A 19,894-nucleotide genomic window follows, 5' to 3' on the forward strand; every position below is an offset into this window, starting at 1 on the left:
CAATTAAGCCACTTCGGTTTCTTTCGCAGCTTCCACTGCTTTGTTTAGCTTTTCAATGATGGGTTGAATCATGTGATGCTTATTTTTGTACGCAGACGTACCTGCAACCAAACGGCTACTCACATACGCGATTTCTTCCAATGGTTGAAGTCCATTAGCTCGCAAGGTATTTCCGGTATCGACAATATCTACAATACGATCTGCCAAACCCATAATAGGAGCAAGTTCCATAGCACCGTACAATTTGATGATATCAACCTGACGCCCTTGTTCTGCGTAATAGCGCTTGGTGACATTTACAAACTTGGTCGCCACACGTAGACGCCCTTCTGGTTCAACAGGGTCTTTACCAGCCGTCATTAATTTACAGCGGGCAATGTCCAGATCCAGCAATTCATACATGCCTTCACCACCATGCTCCATTAGAACATCTTTACCTGACACACCTAAATCAGCAGCACCCAGCTCCACATAAGCAGGCACATCCGTTGCGCGGATAATGACAAGATTCACACCAGGAATGTTTGTTTCAAAAATCAGTTTACGGCTTTTGAAGATATCTTCTGCCGGCTCAATACCAGCAGCCTTTAGTAAAGGCAATGTATCTTTCAAGATACGCCCTTTAGAAAGAGCAATTGTTAATGTCTGATCCATGATCGATCAATCCAACCTTATTCTGGTAAACGAGTAATATTTGCGCCTAATAGTTGCAACTTCTCTTCAATACATTCATAACCACGGTCAATGTGGTAAATACGATCAATAACGGTTTCACCTTCCGCAACCAACCCGGCAATAACCAAACTTGCCGAGGCGCGTAAATCCGTCGCCATCACGGGTGCAGAGTGCAAACCTGGCAAGCCTTTAATCACAGCAGTATTACCTTCAACAGTGATGTCGGCACCCATGCGGGTCATTTCCTGAACATGCATGAAACGATTTTCAAAAATCGTCTCAACTACTGTGCCTGTACCTTCAGCAACCGCGTTCATGGCTACAAATTGTGCTTGCATGTCAGTAGGAAACGCAGGGTAAGGTGCTGTTTTTAAAGACACCGCTTTAGGACGACGCCCTTCCATATCCAATGAAATCCAGTCATCACCTTTCTCAATTTTCGCACCGGCTTCTTCCAGCTTGATAAGCACAGCATCAAGAATATCAGGACGAGTGTCCTTAATTTTCACTTTACCACCGGTTGCAGCCGCCGCTACCAGGTAGGTTCCGGTTTCAATACGATCAGGAACCACTGAGTAATCACATCCATGCAGTTTTTCGACACCGGTCACTTTGATGACATCGGTACCGTGCCCTTCAATTTGGGCACCCATAGCAATCAAGCATTCAGCCAGATCCACAACTTCAGGTTCGCGAGCCGCATTTTCAATGGTGGTCACACCGTCCGCCAACGTAGCCGCCATCAGAATATTCTCGGTTCCGGTCACAGTTACGGTATCAAAGAAAACGTTAGCGCCTTTTAAACGCCCATCGGTTTTCGCTTTGATATAACCGTCTTCAACAACGACTTCGGCACCCATCGCTTCCAGACCACGGATATGAAGATCCACCGGACGACTACCAATGGCACAACCACCTGGTAGAGACACTTCCGCATACCCATTCTTCGCAACTAATGGTCCAAGCACCAAAATAGAAGCTCGCATGGTTTTTACTAACTCGTAAGGAGCAACCACAGATTTAATTAAGTTACTGTCCAGCTCAATACTTAAATCCTCATTTACTACAGGCTCGATGCCCATGGTACCCAGCAAATTAAGCATGGTTGTAATGTCTTGGAGATGAGGAAGATTCCGAATTATGACATTCTCACTGGAAAGCAACGCAGCTGAAATAATAGGAAGTGCAGAGTTTTTTGCACCGGACGCGCGAATTTCACCAGACAATGGCTTTCCACCGCGAATGACTAATTTATCCATTTATTTTTTCACCGATTATATTTTCTCTAACGAGCTTTTCAGTAACACCACACTGAAAAGCTACAACAATGACGGTATCAGGCTTATGCTTCTGATGGCGTTAACGCTTTGATCTGAACAGCGTGAATAGTTCCATCCTGAATCTGAGCATTTAATGCTTTATATACTGCTTGTTGACGTTTTACGGCATTAAGACCTTCAAAGGCCTCTGTAATGACCGTCACTTGGTAATGATAACCGTCCGTCGACGCATCCACTTCAGCATCTGGAAATTCTGCAGCAAGCAATGCTTTAACGTCTTCTACGTCCATCTTAACCTCAATTTTATCGAATATTTTAACTGCAAAAACCCGGCACATTAAGTTACCGGGTTATTCATAACTAGCTGTTCAAGAGTAGATTTCCTAAGAAATAACTCTCTACTAATTTAACAATCCATTATTTTAACGGGCTGTCATCTGTTTTAAGTTGACCATCTTCAACTTCTACATCCAGCTTGGATGACCATTGATCGACAACCACATTTATATCCCCGCCTGCTTCCGCGACTTTACGGGCAAATTGCTGTCGGTATAACAGCCCCACATTAATCCCGGCCACGGTAACATTTTGAACTTTCCAGGCACCATTTTTGGTCTGATACATACTGTATTTAATCGGAACCTGAGTACCACTTGATGTCGTAATTACAACATCCACCACGGCTGTGCGCTGACCTTCCGATACTGGCTCACCAGGTAAAACATCAATCTTATAGCCATCGTACTCAATCAAACCACCTGAGTAGGTTTCCACCAAGCTTCTCTGGAATAACTGAGAAAATTTAATTTTCTGCGCTTTGGTCGCTTGTTTATAAAAAGATCCCATGACCATAGCGGCAATACGTCTAAAGCCAACAGCTGGCTCCAATGCTTCGGCTACTCGATCGTAGAATTTGTTTGGATTCTCAGTAAACCCTGCACGCTCTTCATCAATAATATTCAATAACATCTGGGTTGTATTCCAGACCGCTTGTTCAGGCCCCGAGAACTTATTGATATCGACCACACCATTATCAACTTCTGTCTCAGACACAGATGCCTCAGCAGTCTGAGCACTCAACTCTACCGAAACAACAGCCAATACGCCCAACAACAATAAATGAACAAACTTAACCATATTTAAAAACCGCATTACTTTTTCTCCATGCATTTTTCAAAGCGCATCCAGGACAATCAACCATTTGATTCCCCTCGATTGCCATCTGAGTCATCCTTACCTCAAAAAAGCGCACTATTGTACCACCGATAAAGGTATCTATGAACAACTCTAACAACCTGAATCCGAAACGGAACTATTAGCCACTCTCAACGCCTAAAAGTTCGCTTAATCATCTGTAAATCTATACAATCAGCGCCGATTACAGATTCAAACACTACTTACTGATTTAACTCAGGAACACCGGGAATCATGCTCCTACCTCATATACTTGCTATTATTCTAGGACTCATTGCATTGGTCTGGAGTTCAGATCAATTTGTAAATTCTGCGGCCTCTGTTGCAAAACTGTTGGGCATGTCCACTTTGATGATTGGCCTGACGGTTGTCAGCTTCGGGACGTCTGCACCAGAAATCATGGTCGCCATTAACTCAGCCATCAATAATTCACCAGGTATTGCAGTAGGTAACGCAGTTGGTTCTAACATCGCCAACATTGGTTTAGTTCTTGGCATAACAGCACTAGTGTGTGCGCTTCCAATCCGTTCTGGGTTAATTAAACGTGAAGTCCCGCTTTTATTACTCGTTACAGGGATCACAGGTTTTCTGATGGCAGACCTCGAACTGACGGTAATCGACGGTATTGTGCTGCTTTCTCTTCTTCCCTTAACCCTATTCATTTTCCACAAGTTCTCCATTTCCTCTCATGAGGGTAGCGAGCATGACGTGGCCGAAGATGAGCTTGAAGAAGAAGTGGCTGATCTGCCAGAAATGACTACAGGAAAAGCATGGGTGTTACTCGTAGTTAGCTTGGTTGTACTAGTTGGTAGTGCTCACATGTTAGTCTGGGGCGCTTCAGGTGTAGCTAGAGAACTGGGCGTCAGCGAATTAGTCATTGGTTTAACCATTGTGGCCATTGGTACCAGCTTGCCAGAACTTGCAGCGTCCGTCGCCAGCGCTCTAAAAGGCCATCATGATTTAGCCATTGGCAATGTCATCGGATCAAACCTATTTAACCTTATGACCGTGCTATCAGTGCCTGGGTTAATCATAACCACATCGGTAGAACCTTTGGGCTTCACACGTGACTACTTCGTCATGTTGGCACTCACCGTAGCACTGGCATTTTTTATGTTCCTGAAATCGCGAACACCAGTCAGTGCGTCAAAAGGTTCAAGCACGCAAGAAAGTGGTAAACTAACTAAATTCCATGGCTTGCTGTTTTTAGGGGCGTACACCACCTACATGGTTCAGCTTTATTTAAGCAGCACTGCCAACTAATTTAATTATTCATAGTAAACAATCGTTTTTGACTATTCGTGTTGATGTTGGGACACCTCATGACTGATTTTGATTATATTTCTTCTGCACAAAGAACCTTATCCATTGAGGCTGATGCTGTAACTGCATTAAAAGACCGTCTTGGAAATGATTTCATTACCGCGTGTGAATTATTAATTAATTGCACTGGTCGCGTTGTCGTAACCGGTATGGGCAAATCAGGTCATATTGGTAAGAAGATGGCTGCAACCTTAGCCAGCACAGGCACACCGTCTTTCTTTGTTCATCCCGGGGAAGCAAGTCACGGTGATTTAGGCATGATCACACCTAATGATGTAGTGATCGCTATCTCCAACTCAGGTAACACCAGTGAAGTCGTTACCATTCTGCCACTGATCAAACGCATGCAAACGCCAATGATCAGCATCACCGGCAACCCGGCCTCTGCAATGGCAAAAGCCGCTGTGGTAAACCTGGATATATCAGTAAAAGAAGAAGCTTGCCCTCTTGGGCTTGCACCAACTGCCAGCACCACCGCAACATTAGCGATGGGCGATGCACTGGCCGTTGCTCTGCTAGAAGCGAAAGGTTTTACCCCTGAAGACTTTGCTTTCTCTCATCCAGGAGGAGCCTTAGGACGCCGTCTTCTTCTGAAAGTAGATGACCTAATGCATAAGGGTGATGACATCCCAACGGTCACACCAGACACATTGATCAAAGATGCCCTGTTGGAAGTCACCCGTAAAAAGCTTGGTATGACAGCCATTATCGATCCTAAGAAAGGCTTGGTCGGAGTATTTACCGACGGTGATTTGCGACGTGTTTTGGACAACGAAACCGACTTCCATAGCACATCAATTGAAGAAGTAATGACTTCTCCTGGCGTGCGTTGCCAGTCAGGTATTCTGGCGGCTGAAGCACTTAACATCATGGAAACTAAATCTATCAACGGTCTCTTTGTTACCGATGAAAATGACCAAGTGGTGGGTGCACTGAACATGCACGATTTATTAAAAGCAGGGATTATGTAGGAGCGGGTCATGACAGATGTATTTGAGCGAGCAAAAAAAATTAAGCTACTCTCGTGCGACGTAGATGGAGTCATGACCGACGGTGCATTATTGTTCACCTCTGAAGGCCAGGAAATCAAAGCCTTTAACATTCTGGATGGCCAAGGCATCAAAATGCTCCAAAACAGCGGTGTTAAAATCGCGATTATTACAGGCCGGACCTCAGCCATGGTAGAGAACCGGGCCAAAAACCTTGGCATTGATATTCTCTACCAAGGGAGAGAAGACAAAATCAACGCCATTCAAGACATTGCCAACGATCTTGGTTTGACTCTCGATCAGATTGCACACATTGGCGACGATTTACCTGACCTCCCTGTTATTCGCAAAGTAGGTCTGGGCGTTACCGTTCCGAACGGTGCCGATCTCGTCAAAGAACATGCACACCACTGTACAACGCGTGCAGGAGGTAAAGGTGCTGTCCGTGAACTCTGCGAACTGATCATGAAAGCTCAGGATACGCTCACTGCTGCTCACGAAGCCTATTTGCAATAGTCACTAGGTCTTCAGAGCGCCAAGAGCCAAACAGCATGATTACAAAAGAGAAGCTAATACAAATTTTCAAAATTGGGCCATTTATCCTTGCGGCCATTGCTTTGCTGTTTTGGCTCAACCTTCAGGAAGAGAATGCTTCCATTCAGACCTCCCGAACCAATATTACTGACGCACCCGATCTAACCTTAATTAACTCGTCCTCTAAACACTACGACGAAAACGGACAACAACAGTACCGTCTTACCGCCTCGAAGATCGATCACTACAAAGACGAACGAACAGCCGTTTTTCAACAGCCTAGATTATTTAACAATCAACAAGGTACCGAATGGACGGCCGAAGCAGAACAAGGCCAGGCAAACCTGGATTCCGATATCATCGTTCTTAAAGATCAGGTGAAAATTGATAGAAATACGGCCGACCAAACCGTTAGGCTACGCACATCAGAACTATCGATTGATACTAAGCAGAATATTGCAGAAAACGATGTTCTTACGGTCATTCATTCAGGCAACAGTTATATTGAAAGCAAAGGGTTTCAGACAAATCTCAATACCAATGAAACCCTATTGAAAGCAAATGTACGAGGGACGCATGACGTTCAAAAGTAAATTATCTATTGCAAGTTTTCTATTACTACTGATAAGCGCACCACTTTATGCGCTTCCGGAAGACAAGACTCAGCCGATTCAGTTAGAAGCAGACCAAGCAAAACTGAACAATGAAACAGGCATATCAGAATACCTAGGCAATGTTGTCATTATTCAAGGTACAGCACAGCTTCGAGCGGATAGAGTCATTCTTCACACTGCAAATAATGAAGTGGTTCGCATGGAAGCCTTTGGTTCGCCTGCCAAATACCAACAAATTCTACAGCCCAACGAACCGCCAACCCACATCGAGGGTAACACTTTAGACCTTAAGATTGCCGACCAATTAGCGGAAGTTACCGGCAACGGAAAAGTATTTAAAGGTGAAGACAAACTCTCCAGCGAAAAGATCACCTATTCGCTTAAAACAGGGGAGCTGAATGCAACCAAGAGCGAAAACAGTTCGGACAGTCGGGTTCGTTTCATTTTCCATCCGCCAGAAAAGAAAAGCGACAAATCCGCTTCACCTTCTACTGATCCTAAGCCACAACAATAGGGCCAATGGAGCAGAACAAACTTGGCTCGTTCCATTTAATCAGGACAGTTCCGAAAAATCAGGATAAGTAAACTATGAGTTGTCTCGAAGCCAGTCATCTTGCTAAAAGCTACAACAAACGCAAGATCATTAAAGATGTTTCACTGTCGGTAAAAAGTGGTGAAGTTGTTGGCTTACTCGGACCCAATGGCGCGGGTAAAACCACCTGTTTTTATATGATTGTCGGTTTGGTTCAGGCGGATCAGGGCAAAGTAACTATTGATGGCAAAGACATCACCCACTTTCCGATGCATGGGCGAGCAAAAGTTGGCTTAGGCTACCTTCCTCAGGAAGCCTCGATCTTCCGAAAGCTGACCGTCTCTGAGAATATCTACGGTATCCTCGAACTTCGAACCGACCTGTCCGAAAACGAGAAAAAAGAAAAACTGGAATACCTTCTTCAGGAATTCCACATCACCCACATCCGAGATTCATTAGGCATGAGCTTATCCGGTGGTGAACGCAGGCGCGCGGAAATAGCTCGCGCTCTGGCCACTGATCCCAAATTCATCCTTCTCGACGAACCCTTTGCGGGTGTTGATCCAATTTCCGTCAACGACATTCAAGGAATCATCAACCATCTCAAGGGACTTGGTATTGGCGTACTCATCACCGACCACAACGTACGAGAAACCTTAGGGATTTGTGATAAGGCTTATATCGTTGGGGAAGGACACATCATTGCAGAAGGGCAAAGCGAAGACGTCCTGAACAACCAGAAAGTGAAAGACATTTACTTAGGCGAGAATTTTAATATTTAATTAACGGCCTAATTTAGCCAGACAACCAGATACACAAATCAACACTTTCGGGATTATTTTGGTTTATACTTGGTTGCTAGTGGCAAAAAAATTGCTTGTGCGGTTTTCGGTAGATCATCAATAAGTACCAACCGCGCACGCTGAGTGAAAGCATAAGGATACGTTGTAATTTATGAAGACATCGCTTCAGCTCAAAATGGGGCAATCCCTAACTATGACGCCCCAGTTGCAACAGGCAATCAGACTGTTACAACTTTCTACTTTAGACTTACAACAGGAAATTCAACACGCATTGGAAAACAACCCAATGCTGGAAGTGGAAGAAGAGTTTGAACAAGCCTCTGCACCTTCCATTGAAGACCAGATGGCCGAAAAGCCATTGGATAATGATCCGTCGGACAATTCCTCCAATTCAGAATCACATGACTTTTCCAGTGATCTTGACGGTTCCAGTCATGAAGAGTACAGCCAGGACGAATTTAAAACGTCAGCTCACGAAGCCTCGGAAACCGACAGTGAATGGAATAATGACATTCCAGAAGACCTCACCATCGACACCGGCTGGGATGATATTTATCAACACACGCCAACGCAGGCATCGGCGCCGTCAGACGATGACGACTTTGATTTTGAATCCCGGAATTCTGTAACAGAAACGCTACAGGATCACCTTAATTGGCAGTTAAACCTAACGCCAATGACCGACGCCGATAAAATCATCGCTGAAAATATCATCGACGGCATCGACGACGATGGTTATCTTCACACCCCGATTGAAGACATCTGTGAAAGCGCCAACAAAGAATTAAACTTTGCTGAAGACGATGAAAACCGTATTGATACTGAAGAAGTTGAAGCCGTTCTTCACCTAATTCAACGCTTTGACCCGGTAGGCACAGGCGCACGAAGCCTACAAGAATGCTTACAAGTGCAACTTAATCAAATGCCTGCTGACACTCCTTACTTGTCAGAAGCAAAAATTGTTGTCCTTCGCTATCTGGAATTGTTAGGCAATAAAGATTTTGCCGGAATCATGCGAAAAGGCCGCATCAAAGAAGATGTGCTTAAAGAAATTATCAGTTTGATTCAAACTCTTCACCCTCGTCCTGGTGAACAAATCAATCAACAGACGCCGGATTACGTTGTCCCGGATGTGATTGTTCAAAAAGTAAATGGACGTTGGCGAGTTGATCTCAACCCAGAAATCACGCCTAAAATTCGCATCAACCCAAGTTATGCGTCTCTTATTCGACGAGCTGATTCCAGTGCAGACAACACCTTCCTTAAAGATCACATGCAAGAAGCAAAGTGGTTTTTAAAAAGCCTCCAAAGCCGTAACGAAACTCTTCTTAAGGTTGCAACCAAAATCATGGAGCACCAACGAGGGTTCCTGGACTATGGTGATGAAGCAATGAAGCCTTTGGTTCTGCATGATATTGCCGAAGCTGTCGAAATGCATGAATCCACCATTTCCCGTGTGACTACGCAAAAATACATACATACGCCTCGAGGTATTTTTGAGCTTAAATACTTCTTCTCAAGTCATGTAAGTACGTCATCGGGCGGTGAATGTTCCTCGACCGCTATCCGTGCAATTATTAAGAAACTTGTTGCTGCCGAAAACCCTAAAAAACCGCTCAGCGATAACAAAATCGCCACATTGCTGGGTGAGCAAGGGATTAAAGTTGCAAGAAGAACCATTGCCAAGTATCGGGAGGCAATGAACATCCCACCATCGAATGAACGTAAACGATTGGTTTAAAAATAGTTTTGTTCGAGAGAAGCGAATTGATACAGGTCATTGTATTCGATCCATGCTAGGACTATATTAAAGATGAAGGAGGCGCAGACCTCCTCCAGCAATTACAAACGTAGCTGGAATCTTTTGGACCACAGCATACAAATTTAAGGAGTCCTATATGCAAGTGAACATCAGTGGCCACCACCTAGATATTACTACCAACATTCGCGATTATGTCACTTCCAAATTAGACCGACTTGAGCGACACTATGACCAGATAACAAATGTTCAAGTTACACTGAGTATTGAAAAACAAAGACAATTGGCAGAAGCCAAGTTACATGTAACCGGTGGTGAAGTGTTTGCTAACGCTGAGCACGACGATCTTTATGCAGCGATTGACGCACTAACAGATAAACTAGATCGTCAGTTGATTAAACACAAAGAGAAATCTCAGTCTCGCTAACCTAAGTAAACATCGAAACGTTTAAACATGTAGCTTCGTTAAAAGAATTATTGACGAGCAACATTAATGGATTTATCAAGCATACTATCCAAAGAGCGCACCTTACGGTGCGCTTCCTGTCAGAGCAAGAAACGCACAATCGAAGAACTATCCAGTATTCTTTCAGAGCACATCCCCGGTCCTTCAGCGCATGAGATCTTTGATGCCTTAATTGAAAGAGAACGACTGGGCAGTACCGGACTCGGAGACGGCATTGGAATCCCCCATTGCAGACTTCCTTCCTGTGAAAAGCCAACCGGTGTACTTCTCGTTCTTGAAAGCCCTATCGATTTCGACTCTTTAGACAAACAAAAAGTAGATATCATTTTTGCTCTTGTTGTCCCACAAGAGGCAAACGATGATCACCTGGATATTCTGGCGACCATTGCAGGGAAATTCAGTCACCCGGAGTTTCGGGACAAACTGAGAGCCACAAGTTCAAACGAAGAACTGTTTCAAGTAATCACCAGTTGATATCTGACTATACTAATAAATGCCTCATACATCGGAGCACTAAGGAGAACCCATGAAATTAGTATTTGTAAGTGGTCGTTCCGGCTCCGGTAAGAGTTCCGCGCTTCATGCGCTTGAGGACTGCGGTTTTTATTGTGTCGATAACTTACCTGAACCTCTTCTTCTTCACTTACTTGATACGATTTCCGTTTCTCCAGACTTTGAAAAAACAGCGATCAGCGTCGACATACGAAACTTCGATGGCTCTCCTGACCAACTGACAAATACGCTCAAAACGCTAAAGCAAAAGAACATCCAGTATCAGATCATCTTTTTAGACAGCGACGAAGACACCATCGTCAAGCGCTACAACGCCTCACGCCGAAAGCACCCGTTAAGTTCTGAACAATGCTCTTTAAGAGATGCAATCAAACTGGAACGAACCGTATTAGCGCCTTTATTAAATAACGCTGATTTAGTCGTAGATACATCTACCCTATCGGTACACGACCTACGCAGTTTAATGCGAACCCGCGTTGCCACACATAAACAAAATGAAGTATCGCTACTGATTCAGTCGTTTGGATTTAAATATGGCGTTCCAACGGACAGTGACTTACTCTTTGACGTACGTTGCTTACCCAATCCTTACTGGGAACCTACGTTGAGAAACTTCACCGGTAAAGACAAAGAAATTGCCGAATTCCTCGACAAACAAGACAGCACTCATCAGATGCTAAACGACATTACCCAGTTTATTGAGCGCTGGACACCACAATATCAAAAGTCCGGGCGCGCTTACATTACGGTATCTATCGGTTGTACAGGCGGCTGTCACCGCTCGGTATACATTGCAGAACAACTCACCAAACATTTCTCAGATATCTATTCTGAGGTTCACCTAAAACACACCCAACTCTAACTTCTTGATCGTACAAATAAAAACCAAAAAAAATTTCCAACATCTAGGTCAAATAGATTATCATCATTTGGTGTTAGAATTCTGCGTAATTACAACATAAGGATGAACGTTTCGATGCAGCAAATAGAAGTAACCCTGATCAACAAACTAGGACTTCATGCACGTGCTGCGGCGAAATTGGTTAACACTGCAACCAGTTTTTCTTCTGATATCACCATCAAAAAAGACCAACAATCCGCGAACGGAAAGAGCATCATGGCCGTCATGATGTTAGCGGCTTCGTGTGGTACCGAACTTAGCATTACCGCCGACGGAAAAGACGAAGAAAACGCGCTCAAAGCCATCGAGCAACTCATTGCAGACCGTTTTGATGAACCCGAATAGCACGATTTAATAAAATCAACATGCTGTAAGCGTGTATAATTAACGCTACTTATCATCTAGTTTACTTAACACACTGATTAACTTTTTATTCAAACCATCTGGGAACGATAATGGCAGGTGCTATGGGCAGTACAAGCAGCTCATCTCGCATGAGAGCACTTAACCGGGCTTTGGAGTCCGGGGCTTTGTCACAAGTGAGCAGAATGCTCAACCATACGTTATCCAGTGCAGAACTTGGTCACCTTCTAGAGTCATCACCTCCTCATACCCGTAAAGTTTTATGGGAATTGCTGGAGAAGAAAAAGCAAAGCACCATTCTTCCTTTCCTTGGTGACGATCTGATCGCAGACGTTCTTCGCGACATGAGCGCGGAAGAAGTAGCCGATGTGACCAGTGATGAAGACATCGACATTGATGATGTTGTAGATATTCTCCAGATACTTCCTGAGCGGGTCACGCAGGACGTACTGAACGCAATGGATGACCAGAACCGTCAGCGCATTGAAGCGATTCTTTCCTTCCCGGAAGATACCGCTGGCGGTCTAATGAACACAGATACCGTAACCATTCGTCCAGACATTACCTTGGACGTGGTATTACGTTATTTGCGCCGACATGAGAGCATTCCGGCCACTACAGATACCCTGGTCGTAGTTAACCGGAAAGATGAGCTTATTGGCTTACTACCTATTTCAAAATTATTGGTAACAGACCCGTCGATTACAGTCCGTGAAATCATGGAAACCGACTTTCCCAGAATCACCGCCGACACGCCAGACGATCATGTTGCCCAACTCTTCGAACGTGAAGACTTGGTTTCTGCGCCCGTTGTCGACAAAGAAGGTCGACTCTTAGGCCGTATCACCATTGATGACGTGGTCGATGTTATCCGGGAAGACGCCGATCACTCCCTGATGAGTATGGCCGGTCTGGACGAAGATGACGACATCTTTGCCCCCGTACTCAAAACCAGTCGACGTAGGGCGATTTGGCTGGGCATAAATTTATTAACGGCCTTTATTGCGTCTGCCGTTATTGGCATTTTTGAGCAAACTCTCGATAAAGTTGTTGCCCTAGCTATTCTAATGCCGATTGTTGCAAGCATGGGTGGCATTGCCGGAAGCCAAACCTTAACCCTGGTGATCCGAGGCATCGCCACCGGACACATTCGGCAGAACAACCTGAGATGGCTACTCAGCCGTGAAGTCTTGGTAGGTTTACTCAATGGCCTTCTCTGGGGCTTAGCAGTTGCTGTTGCCGCTGCACTGTGGTTCTCCGACCCTAAAATTGGCATCATTATCGGAACCGCATTGATCATTAATCTGGTCGTTGCGGTTTTCTCAGGCAGTATGCTTCCCTCTTTGTTAAAATCTATCAACATAGATCCTGCCTTGGCAGGCAGTGTACTTCTAACAACCATTACCGATGTCGTTGGCTACTTTGTATTTTTAGGTCTGGCAACGGCATTTTATAGCTTTGCCTGATCAGGCAAAAAAGCTCTCAATCGTTAAGGTATTCTCATGGCACGCAAAAGACCCGAGCTCAACGATGACTTTGAAGATGAGATTGAAATCATCAGCAAAAGCCAACTCAAACGCGAAGCATCATTTCTTCAGGATCTCGGAAAAGAATTGGTCGACCAAAAGCAATCCCTTCTGGATGAAATGAATCTCACGCCCGATTTGATGGAGGCGATTCAGGAGCACAAACGCTTAAAGCAGAGAGAGGCCAAGCGCAGACACATGCAATACATTGGTAAATTAATGCGTGATGTGGATGCTGACGCCATTCAGGAAGCACTTGAAAAAACCAAAGCCGGCAGTGACCAGCAAATCAGACATCTACATCAAGTTGAGCGGTGGCGCGATCGCTTAATCGAAAGCGACGACGCCATCACCCAATTTTTTGATGAATATGAAGCGGACGTCCAGCAATTACGACAATTAGTCAGGAATGCCCGCAAAGATCAAAAAGAACAGAAGAACCGTGGTCATGCCAAAAAACTCTTTCAATGGCTGAAAGACGCGATTCCTTTCTAAGACCAAATACTATTCGCTCGGAGCATCCACCTTGGTGGTTGCTTCCATCACAGGCTCATCCCAAGTACCTGAGATTTGATAGTTCACTCCAGTAAACTGATCAACTACGCCACCCCAAACACCTTGCCCAAGCAGCATAATACCTCCAATCAGAGGGTTCACCCCGGCCACCACAACCGCCAGAGGTAACGTACCACTCACAGGAACGGACAAACGCATATCCATATCCAGCGTTTCATCCGCCATATTCGTTGCTCCGCCAAGGGTGATATTGGCACTTGGACCGGTAATCTCGATTGGGTTTTCAATATCCACAATCGCCTGGTTGATCGACAAACGTCCGGTAATCTCATCAAACGCCAAACCTGACGAATAAACATCGCTAAAGTCTAATTTTAATCGACGTCCCAATGAGCTGAGATTGAACAAGCCAAAGACCTTCAGAGTACTGGCAGAATTGGAGACATTAAGAAACTGCCCATCCTCAACCGAAACATCAATCACTCCCTGAGTGGTTAAGCGGTCAAACGCTGCTGGGCTACCTTGCCAATAGGACAGCACATCCAAATTAACCCGTTTTGCCTTGAACGAAGGTTCATAGCCTAATGTTTTAAAGGTTGAATCAATGTGTCTCGACTTGATCGACGCATCCAGGAACGTAGAGTGTTCACCGTTATTAAATGTCCACCAAATTTGGCCAGTGGAATTAATCTCGGCAAAATTTGATTCCTTAATATCCAGTACAACACCTTGCTTGACCGGACTCAGGCTGGCTCGCCAAAAGCCCAGCTCTTTGCTTCCCTTTTGGAGCTTACTGATTTTGATATTGGTAGCTGGAATGTCTGCCGGATTAAGACTCTCAAACGGATCTTCTTTAGCAATCGCCGTATTAATTTTCGGCTTATCTTTCAATTTTGAGTCCGATTCAGCAGGCAGCTCGGCCGGAGGCAAAATGAGATAATCCAAATCCACATCAATAGGATTATCCCCTTTAGGGAAACGAATCGTACCGGAGGCCTGACGAGATCTAAGAGCAACTCTATGACCTAAATACGAAGAAGAGCAGCTCAAGGATAGATTATCGAAGGCCAACTCACCGAGACTCGCTTTCTCAATCATCACATCCGCATAAATAGATGAAGGCTCACTGCTTTCCTCACGTTCAAGACCTGACAACACATTGGCCCACGCTTTGAAATCCAATTGAGATAATCGAGCAAAAATAAAGGTGCCCTGATCCGGGATTCTGGATTCTTTTGGTAAACGACCAAAGGACACAGCCGTGCGCTCCACTCCGGTCTTGGGACGTATCTCGTAATCCACATTCAATGCCCCAACATCAATAGAGTGACTCACCTGATCAGGATTCGAGCGCCCCTGGTAGACAAAAATCATAGACTTGTCAGCGTCATTTTTGGTCATCGGATAAGGCAAAGAAGAAACAACGCCCTCCAAACTCGAATGAACATTGACCGAGAATTCATTCTCTGTAATCTGACTATTAAAATAATAATCAACATCACCTTCCAGATACTCGTTGAAAGACTCAGGTAATGTTTGCCACTCCAACAATGAAGTGACTTTGGCCTTTCCTCGACCTTTAATCTGGTACTGATCCGAGTTGGTTTCGAGCGTTAAGCTAACATTCCCACCCAAGGCTTGTCCGGTAAGTTGCCTTACAGCCAAATCACGCTCACTGGTATAGACAATTTCACCTTGAACGTCAGACACTTCAGGAAGACCAGGAAGAATGACACTGGCTTTCTGAGGGAACACTTCGAATTCAACATTCGAGATATCATTCGTATTCAAATCAAAGGTAAGCCCCCCAAGTACACTCGCCTCACCAGCCAGCGTCCAATCTTGTAGCGCCTTACCTAAAGTGGCGTCCAAAGGACTCTGCTGAATAAACCTGAGATAGCGTTTTAATTGCGACTGAGAATGCAAAGCGATGTTCAGGTCAGAAGCATCGTCCTGCCAGATATCGGGATAAATAACACTAAGATCTTCAATCGGATTACCAAGCGTGACACCCGATACTTTCGCAATAAGATCTTTATTATTAATTTCGAAATGCCCTGAGAAATTATCAACAGCTGGCCACGCCGGGTCGTACACCAACTGCTCACCCGATGCCTTAGTGTCAATCATCAAGGTATCTGTCACTGGCGCGGCCGGATCGAGACTCAAGGTCAGCAGCAAACGCCCGTCATTTAATTGCGTCTGTGTTAGTGCCGAATCCATCCAGGTTAATAATTCAGGCTCCAGATCTACCGGCAAAAACTCAAGCACCTGACCCGGTTGGGCGTTTGAAATACTAACATCCAACGCCAGCCTTGCTTCGTCCGACAAAAATTCCCATTCAAAAGCAAAGCCTAACGCCGCATCTATCTTCTCTGAATTAATACTTAAACCGTGACTGAATACCCGTAGATTCTCTCCATCTAACCACCAGTCCACCCGGCCATCCAAGGAATGAAAGTCCTGAGTATTCCGAAATATTCCCGGATAAGACAGGGTTGGATTCATGGCTGAAAACTCCACATATCCCTGACTCTCTTCAACCACCAGTTTTCCGTTCAATTGATTAAGCCCTGGCGCCCCTTCCCAAGACTCTACCGACAATTCACTTAGGTCGCTTTCAAAACGGAAATCGCCATCACGATTAACCCATAAGACGGGATAGCTCAGCAGACCTTGTGGGGTTAGTATCGATAAATCTTTCTTTAATTTCTCAAAGGAATTCGGTAACCAACTGATCATGGAATTCAGTTTGCCAACATCCACTTCTGGTGTCGTCCACCACCAATTACCTAAATAATCACACAACAAACGATGAGAACTGGTGACATAGTTTTCGTTATTTAGCGACACATTGGCCGACGGAATATTGATAGAACAATACGCTTCAGAGAACTCGCCACTGACATAAAAACGATCCGTCTTAATATCAAGGGGTTTATCATCATCCTGCTTCAATAAAGACAAATCACTGACTTTCGACTCAGCGACAAAATTCATGCCCCTATAATTCCAGTTAAGCCAGACGTTCATTGAACCGGCCAAGCGATCCAACCGATAGCTTTCCGTTAACTGAAAATTTTGAGCCCAATCCAGGGAGTCCAAATCATCTGCATCGATGAATAAATCAAAGTTGAACGCAGGCTCACCAGGTAAATGCCAGGCTTCTCCCCGAAAGGACAAATCAATCGGGTTTCTGTCCCCTTCAACCTCGCCTTCCAGCGTGGTGTAATCACCTTTTTTAGTAACCAACACATCCAATTTAAGAGGACGATCGAACGGTTCATCGGCATGATACAAATGGATAATGGCTTCTCTGAGATCAAAGTTCCCCTGATACAACACCAGATCAATCCAGCGATTAATTTCGAGACTGTCTTTCTCCGCTAAGTCAGTGGTTTTTCGGGAAATGCCATCCAAAGACCAGGAAAGATCTTCTCGCTGCCGGACCGTCAACTCCAACGCATCAATCACAAACTCATCGAACACCGGCCGCAGATAAATAAGCGACTTCAGCGTGTTCAATTCAATCAGTATGTTTTTGGCTTCGGCTAAAGGTTCCTTCGTCTCGGTATTAACGACCTTGAGATCTGAAAATGACAGCAGCGGATTCAACCCGGACATCTGGTTATGGGAACTGGAAAACGCCAAATCATAACCGGATTGGGTTTCCAGCCAGAATTCAATGTCCTTGCTATAGTGGTTATAGCCCCACAACAGGACTTGAGCTAACGACCAGGTCAGCATAAATACGATGGCACAGACGAAAAACAGCCGCCAAAGCCAAAGCTCGACTTTTCGAGTAATGGTCGTTAATGGAAGCGCCATAACTTACCCTAATAACACCACATCAAACTGTTCTTGCGAATACCCCGGCTCCACCTGAAATTGAATCGGAGTACCGATAAACTCTTCAAGATCAGCCACACTGGCAGACTCTTCATCAAGCAACATATCGACCACAGGTTGGGATGCCAACACCATATAACCGGTACTGCCATACGCACGAGATTCACGAATGATTTCCCGGAAAATCTCATAACACACCGTTTCGGCCGTTTTTAACGTGCCTCGACCATCACAGGATGAACAAGATTCTGTTAATAACTGCCCCAGACTTTCACGAGTTCGCTTACGTGTCAGTTCAACCAGACCTAGCTCAGAGACACCGCTAATTTTGGTTTTAGCATGATCTTTTTCCAACTGTTTCTCGAGCATTCTCAACACCTGTCGCTGATGCTCGGTGTCTTCCATATCAATGAAATCGAGAATGACGATACCACCCAAGTTTCTCAGTCTTAGCTGACGACCGATGGCGGTTGCGGCTTCCAGATTGGTTTTGAAGATGGTTTCTTCGAGGTTTCTGTGACCGACAAATCCACCGGTATTCACATCCACCGTGGTCATGGCTTCAGTCTGATCAATGATGATATAGCCACCAGACTTCAACTGGACCTTACGAGTTAACGCGCGCTGTAACTCATCTTCTACCCCATACAAATCAAAGATTGGTCGCTCACCTGGGTAATACTCCAACTGCTCAACCACTTCGGGAACATACTTTTCTGAAAACTGCTGAGACTTTTGAAAGGTCTCTTTGGAGTCAATCCGGATTTTTTCGATGTTAGGGCGAACCAAGTCTCGCAGTGCACGCTTGTACAAAGGCAAGTCTTCAAAAATCAATGCAGGTGCTTTCACATTGACCATGCTCGCTGAAATATAGCTCCATAAACGACGAAGGAAGTTCACATCGGTCAGAATGTCTTCCTCAGGAACACCATCAGCCGCCGTTCTTAAAATAAATCCATCAGGGTTGGCGGTGCCTTCTGCAACATCTTCCGCAATGGCCTCACTGACGATGCGTCTTAAACGCTCCCGCTCTTGTTCGTCTTCAATACGCTGAGAAATACCCACATGCTCATTTTCCGGCATGTACACCAGATAGCGGGAAGGAATCGAAATACGAGTGGTTAACCGCGCCCCTTTTGTACCAATAGGGTCTTTGGTGACCTGAACTACAATCTCTTCACCTTCATTCAATAAAGCGCTGATGTGATCAGGATTTTGCTTGGCAAACTCAGAAGACTTGGGAGGTAAATTAATATCCGCCGCATGAATAAACGCCGCTCGCTCAAGACCAATATCCACAAACGCAGCCTGCATCCCAGGTAACACCCTGACCACTTTCCCTTTATAGATATTACCAACGATGCCACGAGTATTGCTTCGCTCAATGTAGACCTCTTGCAGCATGCCGTTCTCCACAACAGCCACTCGGGTTTCCACCGGGGTCACATTAACTAGAATCTCACCGTTTTTTATTCCTGAGGCCATGACCACCACCCTTCTATTTCTACATCCATGAGTAATTCCGCAGTTTCTGCCAACGGCAGCCCAACCACAGCACTGTAACTGCCCTCAATTGAGCGCACTAACATTCCACCTTTTCCCTGAATACCATACGCCCCTGCCTTATCGCAGGGTTCTTGCGTATGCCAATAGGCTTCCGCCATGCTTCTTGATATCTCGCGGAAACACACCTGCGCAGAAACCAGTCGAGAATGGCATTCGTCATTGTGAACCAGCGCAATACCCGTTAACACTTCGTGCTTACGGTTAGACAAACTCAGCAGCATATCTACGCCATGCGCTTTCGATTCAGGCTTGCCCAGAATGATATTATCAATCACCACACTAGTATCCGAACCTAATACCCACGTATCAGGATTCGTATTAGCAACCGCCTGTGCTTTCTCAATCGCCAAACGCAACACATAGTCGTTAGGATTTTCTTGCTGAAAAGGCGTTTCATCAATATCTGCCGGACAGCAGTGAAACGTCACCCCTAGCTGCTCAAGCAACTCTCTTCGACGAGGAGACTGAGACGCGAGTATTAATGTCATCAG

Annotated in this window: 20 protein-coding genes; 13 read left to right on the forward strand and 7 right to left on the reverse strand. The window is 45.1% G+C overall.

Annotation, left to right across the window (positions count from 1 at the left end; all coding sequences use genetic code 11):
• Positions 1-3 precede the first annotated feature (3 nt).
• The 4 genes from hisG to QQL66_RS08995 form a co-directional block, all read right to left on the reverse strand.
• A complete protein-coding gene (gene hisG / locus QQL66_RS08980) occupies positions 4-654 on the reverse strand; it encodes an ATP phosphoribosyltransferase (protein ID WP_284380848.1) in 651 nt (216 codons plus the stop codon).
• 17 nt (positions 655-671) lie between these two features.
• Positions 672-1,934: a UDP-N-acetylglucosamine 1-carboxyvinyltransferase gene (gene murA, locus QQL66_RS08985; protein WP_284380849.1), complete on the reverse strand. Its 1,263-nt coding sequence runs from the start codon at positions 1,932-1,934 to the stop codon at positions 672-674.
• A gap of 83 nt (positions 1,935-2,017) precedes the next feature.
• On the reverse strand, positions 2,018-2,245 hold the full coding sequence (locus tag QQL66_RS08990) for a BolA family protein (RefSeq protein ID WP_284380850.1): 228 nt from the start codon (positions 2,243-2,245) through the stop codon (positions 2,018-2,020).
• A 127-nt stretch (positions 2,246-2,372) separates the two neighbouring features.
• Positions 2,373-3,107, reverse strand: coding sequence for an MlaC/ttg2D family ABC transporter substrate-binding protein (locus tag QQL66_RS08995; RefSeq protein ID WP_284380851.1), 735 nt, complete (start codon positions 3,105-3,107; stop codon positions 2,373-2,375).
• A gap of 276 nt (positions 3,108-3,383) precedes the next feature.
• Between QQL66_RS08995 and QQL66_RS09000 the strand changes: the two genes are divergently transcribed.
• From QQL66_RS09000 to yjgA, 13 genes are all read left to right on the forward strand, one after another.
• A complete protein-coding gene (locus tag QQL66_RS09000) occupies positions 3,384-4,412 on the forward strand; it encodes a calcium/sodium antiporter (RefSeq protein ID WP_284380852.1) in 1,029 nt (342 codons plus the stop codon).
• Between the two features lie 59 nt (positions 4,413-4,471).
• Positions 4,472-5,443, forward strand: coding sequence for a KpsF/GutQ family sugar-phosphate isomerase (locus QQL66_RS09005; RefSeq protein WP_284380854.1), 972 nt, complete (start codon positions 4,472-4,474; stop codon positions 5,441-5,443).
• Positions 5,444-5,452: 9 nt separating this feature from the next.
• Complete coding sequence (gene kdsC, locus QQL66_RS09010; protein ID WP_284380856.1) at positions 5,453-5,977, forward strand: 3-deoxy-manno-octulosonate-8-phosphatase KdsC; 525 nt, start codon at positions 5,453-5,455, stop codon at positions 5,975-5,977.
• Between the two features lie 35 nt (positions 5,978-6,012).
• Complete coding sequence (lptC, locus tag QQL66_RS09015; RefSeq protein WP_284380858.1) at positions 6,013-6,588, forward strand: LPS export ABC transporter periplasmic protein LptC; 576 nt, start codon at positions 6,013-6,015, stop codon at positions 6,586-6,588.
• The gene (gene lptA / locus QQL66_RS09020; protein WP_284380859.1) at positions 6,572-7,123 is read left to right on the forward strand and encodes a lipopolysaccharide transport periplasmic protein LptA; all 552 of its coding nucleotides are present in this window, start codon (positions 6,572-6,574) and stop codon (positions 7,121-7,123) included. Before lptC ends, lptA begins: the two co-directional genes overlap by 17 nt.
• Before the next feature lie 74 nt (positions 7,124-7,197).
• Positions 7,198-7,923 (forward strand): LPS export ABC transporter ATP-binding protein, encoded by a 726-nt coding sequence (gene lptB, locus QQL66_RS09025; protein ID WP_284380861.1) that lies wholly within the window; start codon positions 7,198-7,200, stop codon positions 7,921-7,923.
• 172 nt (positions 7,924-8,095) lie between these two features.
• Positions 8,096-9,685, forward strand: a complete 1,590-nt coding sequence (locus tag QQL66_RS09030; RefSeq protein ID WP_284380862.1) for an RNA polymerase factor sigma-54 — start codon at positions 8,096-8,098, stop codon at positions 9,683-9,685.
• Positions 9,686-9,842: 157 nt separating this feature from the next.
• Positions 9,843-10,130, forward strand: a complete 288-nt coding sequence (gene hpf, locus QQL66_RS09035) for a ribosome hibernation-promoting factor, HPF/YfiA family (protein ID WP_284380863.1) — start codon at positions 9,843-9,845, stop codon at positions 10,128-10,130.
• A 66-nt stretch (positions 10,131-10,196) separates the two neighbouring features.
• Positions 10,197-10,643, forward strand: a complete 447-nt coding sequence (gene ptsN / locus QQL66_RS09040) for a PTS IIA-like nitrogen regulatory protein PtsN (protein WP_284380864.1) — start codon at positions 10,197-10,199, stop codon at positions 10,641-10,643.
• 52 nt (positions 10,644-10,695) lie between these two features.
• A complete protein-coding gene (gene rapZ / locus QQL66_RS09045) occupies positions 10,696-11,544 on the forward strand; it encodes an RNase adapter RapZ (protein ID WP_284380866.1) in 849 nt (282 codons plus the stop codon).
• A gap of 114 nt (positions 11,545-11,658) precedes the next feature.
• The gene (locus QQL66_RS09050) at positions 11,659-11,928 is read left to right on the forward strand and encodes an HPr family phosphocarrier protein (protein ID WP_284380868.1); all 270 of its coding nucleotides are present in this window, start codon (positions 11,659-11,661) and stop codon (positions 11,926-11,928) included.
• Between the two features lie 110 nt (positions 11,929-12,038).
• Complete coding sequence (gene mgtE, locus QQL66_RS09055; protein WP_284380870.1) at positions 12,039-13,412, forward strand: magnesium transporter; 1,374 nt, start codon at positions 12,039-12,041, stop codon at positions 13,410-13,412.
• Between the two features lie 36 nt (positions 13,413-13,448).
• Complete coding sequence (gene yjgA, locus QQL66_RS09060) at positions 13,449-13,967, forward strand: ribosome biogenesis factor YjgA (protein WP_284380871.1); 519 nt, start codon at positions 13,449-13,451, stop codon at positions 13,965-13,967.
• A gap of 9 nt (positions 13,968-13,976) precedes the next feature.
• Here the strand turns inward: yjgA and QQL66_RS09065 are convergent, their stop codons facing one another.
• Genes QQL66_RS09065 through QQL66_RS09075 form a run of 3 tightly spaced genes read right to left on the reverse strand, consistent with a single transcriptional unit; the run spans position 13,977 to position 19,891 of the window.
• A complete protein-coding gene (locus QQL66_RS09065) occupies positions 13,977-17,816 on the reverse strand; it encodes a YhdP family phospholipid transporter (protein WP_284380872.1) in 3,840 nt (1,279 codons plus the stop codon).
• Between the two features lie 3 nt (positions 17,817-17,819).
• Positions 17,820-19,322, reverse strand: coding sequence for a ribonuclease G (gene rng, locus QQL66_RS09070; protein ID WP_284380873.1), 1,503 nt, complete (start codon positions 19,320-19,322; stop codon positions 17,820-17,822).
• The gene (locus QQL66_RS09075; RefSeq protein WP_284380875.1) at positions 19,307-19,891 is read right to left on the reverse strand and encodes a Maf family protein; all 585 of its coding nucleotides are present in this window, start codon (positions 19,889-19,891) and stop codon (positions 19,307-19,309) included. Before QQL66_RS09075 ends, rng begins: the two co-directional genes overlap by 16 nt.
• Positions 19,892-19,894: the final 3 nt, after the last annotated feature.

The organism is Litoribrevibacter albus (genome assembly GCF_030159995.1).
In the GTDB taxonomy this organism is placed as follows: Bacteria; Pseudomonadota; Gammaproteobacteria; order Pseudomonadales; family Litoribrevibacteraceae; genus Litoribrevibacter; species Litoribrevibacter albus.

What these genes read in the sequence shown, in the direction of transcription:
- hisG (WP_284380848.1), bottom strand. Translation starts at nt 654, where the DNA reads ATGGATCAGACATTAACAATTGCTCTTTCTAAAGGGCGTATCTTGAAA.
- lptB (WP_284380861.1), top strand. Translation starts at nt 7,198, where the DNA reads ATGAGTTGTCTCGAAGCCAGTCATCTTGCTAAAAGCTACAACAAACGC.
- QQL66_RS09000 (WP_284380852.1), top strand. Translation starts at nt 3,384, where the DNA reads ATGCTCCTACCTCATATACTTGCTATTATTCTAGGACTCATTGCATTG.
- QQL66_RS09075 (WP_284380875.1), bottom strand. Translation starts at nt 19,891, where the DNA reads ATGACATTAATACTCGCGTCTCAGTCTCCTCGTCGAAGAGAGTTGCTT.
- kdsC (WP_284380856.1), top strand. Translation starts at nt 5,453, where the DNA reads ATGACAGATGTATTTGAGCGAGCAAAAAAAATTAAGCTACTCTCGTGC.
- murA (WP_284380849.1), bottom strand. Translation starts at nt 1,934, where the DNA reads ATGGATAAATTAGTCATTCGCGGTGGAAAGCCATTGTCTGGTGAAATT.
- QQL66_RS09005 (WP_284380854.1), top strand. Translation starts at nt 4,472, where the DNA reads ATGACTGATTTTGATTATATTTCTTCTGCACAAAGAACCTTATCCATT.
- QQL66_RS08995 (WP_284380851.1), bottom strand. Translation starts at nt 3,107, where the DNA reads ATGCGGTTTTTAAATATGGTTAAGTTTGTTCATTTATTGTTGTTGGGC.
- QQL66_RS09065 (WP_284380872.1), bottom strand. Translation starts at nt 17,816, where the DNA reads ATGGCGCTTCCATTAACGACCATTACTCGAAAAGTCGAGCTTTGGCTT.
- QQL66_RS08990 (WP_284380850.1), bottom strand. Translation starts at nt 2,245, where the DNA reads ATGGACGTAGAAGACGTTAAAGCATTGCTTGCTGCAGAATTTCCAGAT.
- lptC (WP_284380858.1), top strand. Translation starts at nt 6,013, where the DNA reads ATGATTACAAAAGAGAAGCTAATACAAATTTTCAAAATTGGGCCATTT.
- rng (WP_284380873.1), bottom strand. Translation starts at nt 19,322, where the DNA reads ATGGCCTCAGGAATAAAAAACGGTGAGATTCTAGTTAATGTGACCCCG.
- QQL66_RS09050 (WP_284380868.1), top strand. Translation starts at nt 11,659, where the DNA reads ATGCAGCAAATAGAAGTAACCCTGATCAACAAACTAGGACTTCATGCA.
- mgtE (WP_284380870.1), top strand. Translation starts at nt 12,039, where the DNA reads ATGGCAGGTGCTATGGGCAGTACAAGCAGCTCATCTCGCATGAGAGCA.
- rapZ (WP_284380866.1), top strand. Translation starts at nt 10,696, where the DNA reads ATGAAATTAGTATTTGTAAGTGGTCGTTCCGGCTCCGGTAAGAGTTCC.
- lptA (WP_284380859.1), top strand. Translation starts at nt 6,572, where the DNA reads ATGACGTTCAAAAGTAAATTATCTATTGCAAGTTTTCTATTACTACTG.
- QQL66_RS09030 (WP_284380862.1), top strand. Translation starts at nt 8,096, where the DNA reads ATGAAGACATCGCTTCAGCTCAAAATGGGGCAATCCCTAACTATGACG.
- hpf (WP_284380863.1), top strand. Translation starts at nt 9,843, where the DNA reads ATGCAAGTGAACATCAGTGGCCACCACCTAGATATTACTACCAACATT.
- ptsN (WP_284380864.1), top strand. Translation starts at nt 10,197, where the DNA reads ATGGATTTATCAAGCATACTATCCAAAGAGCGCACCTTACGGTGCGCT.
- yjgA (WP_284380871.1), top strand. Translation starts at nt 13,449, where the DNA reads ATGGCACGCAAAAGACCCGAGCTCAACGATGACTTTGAAGATGAGATT.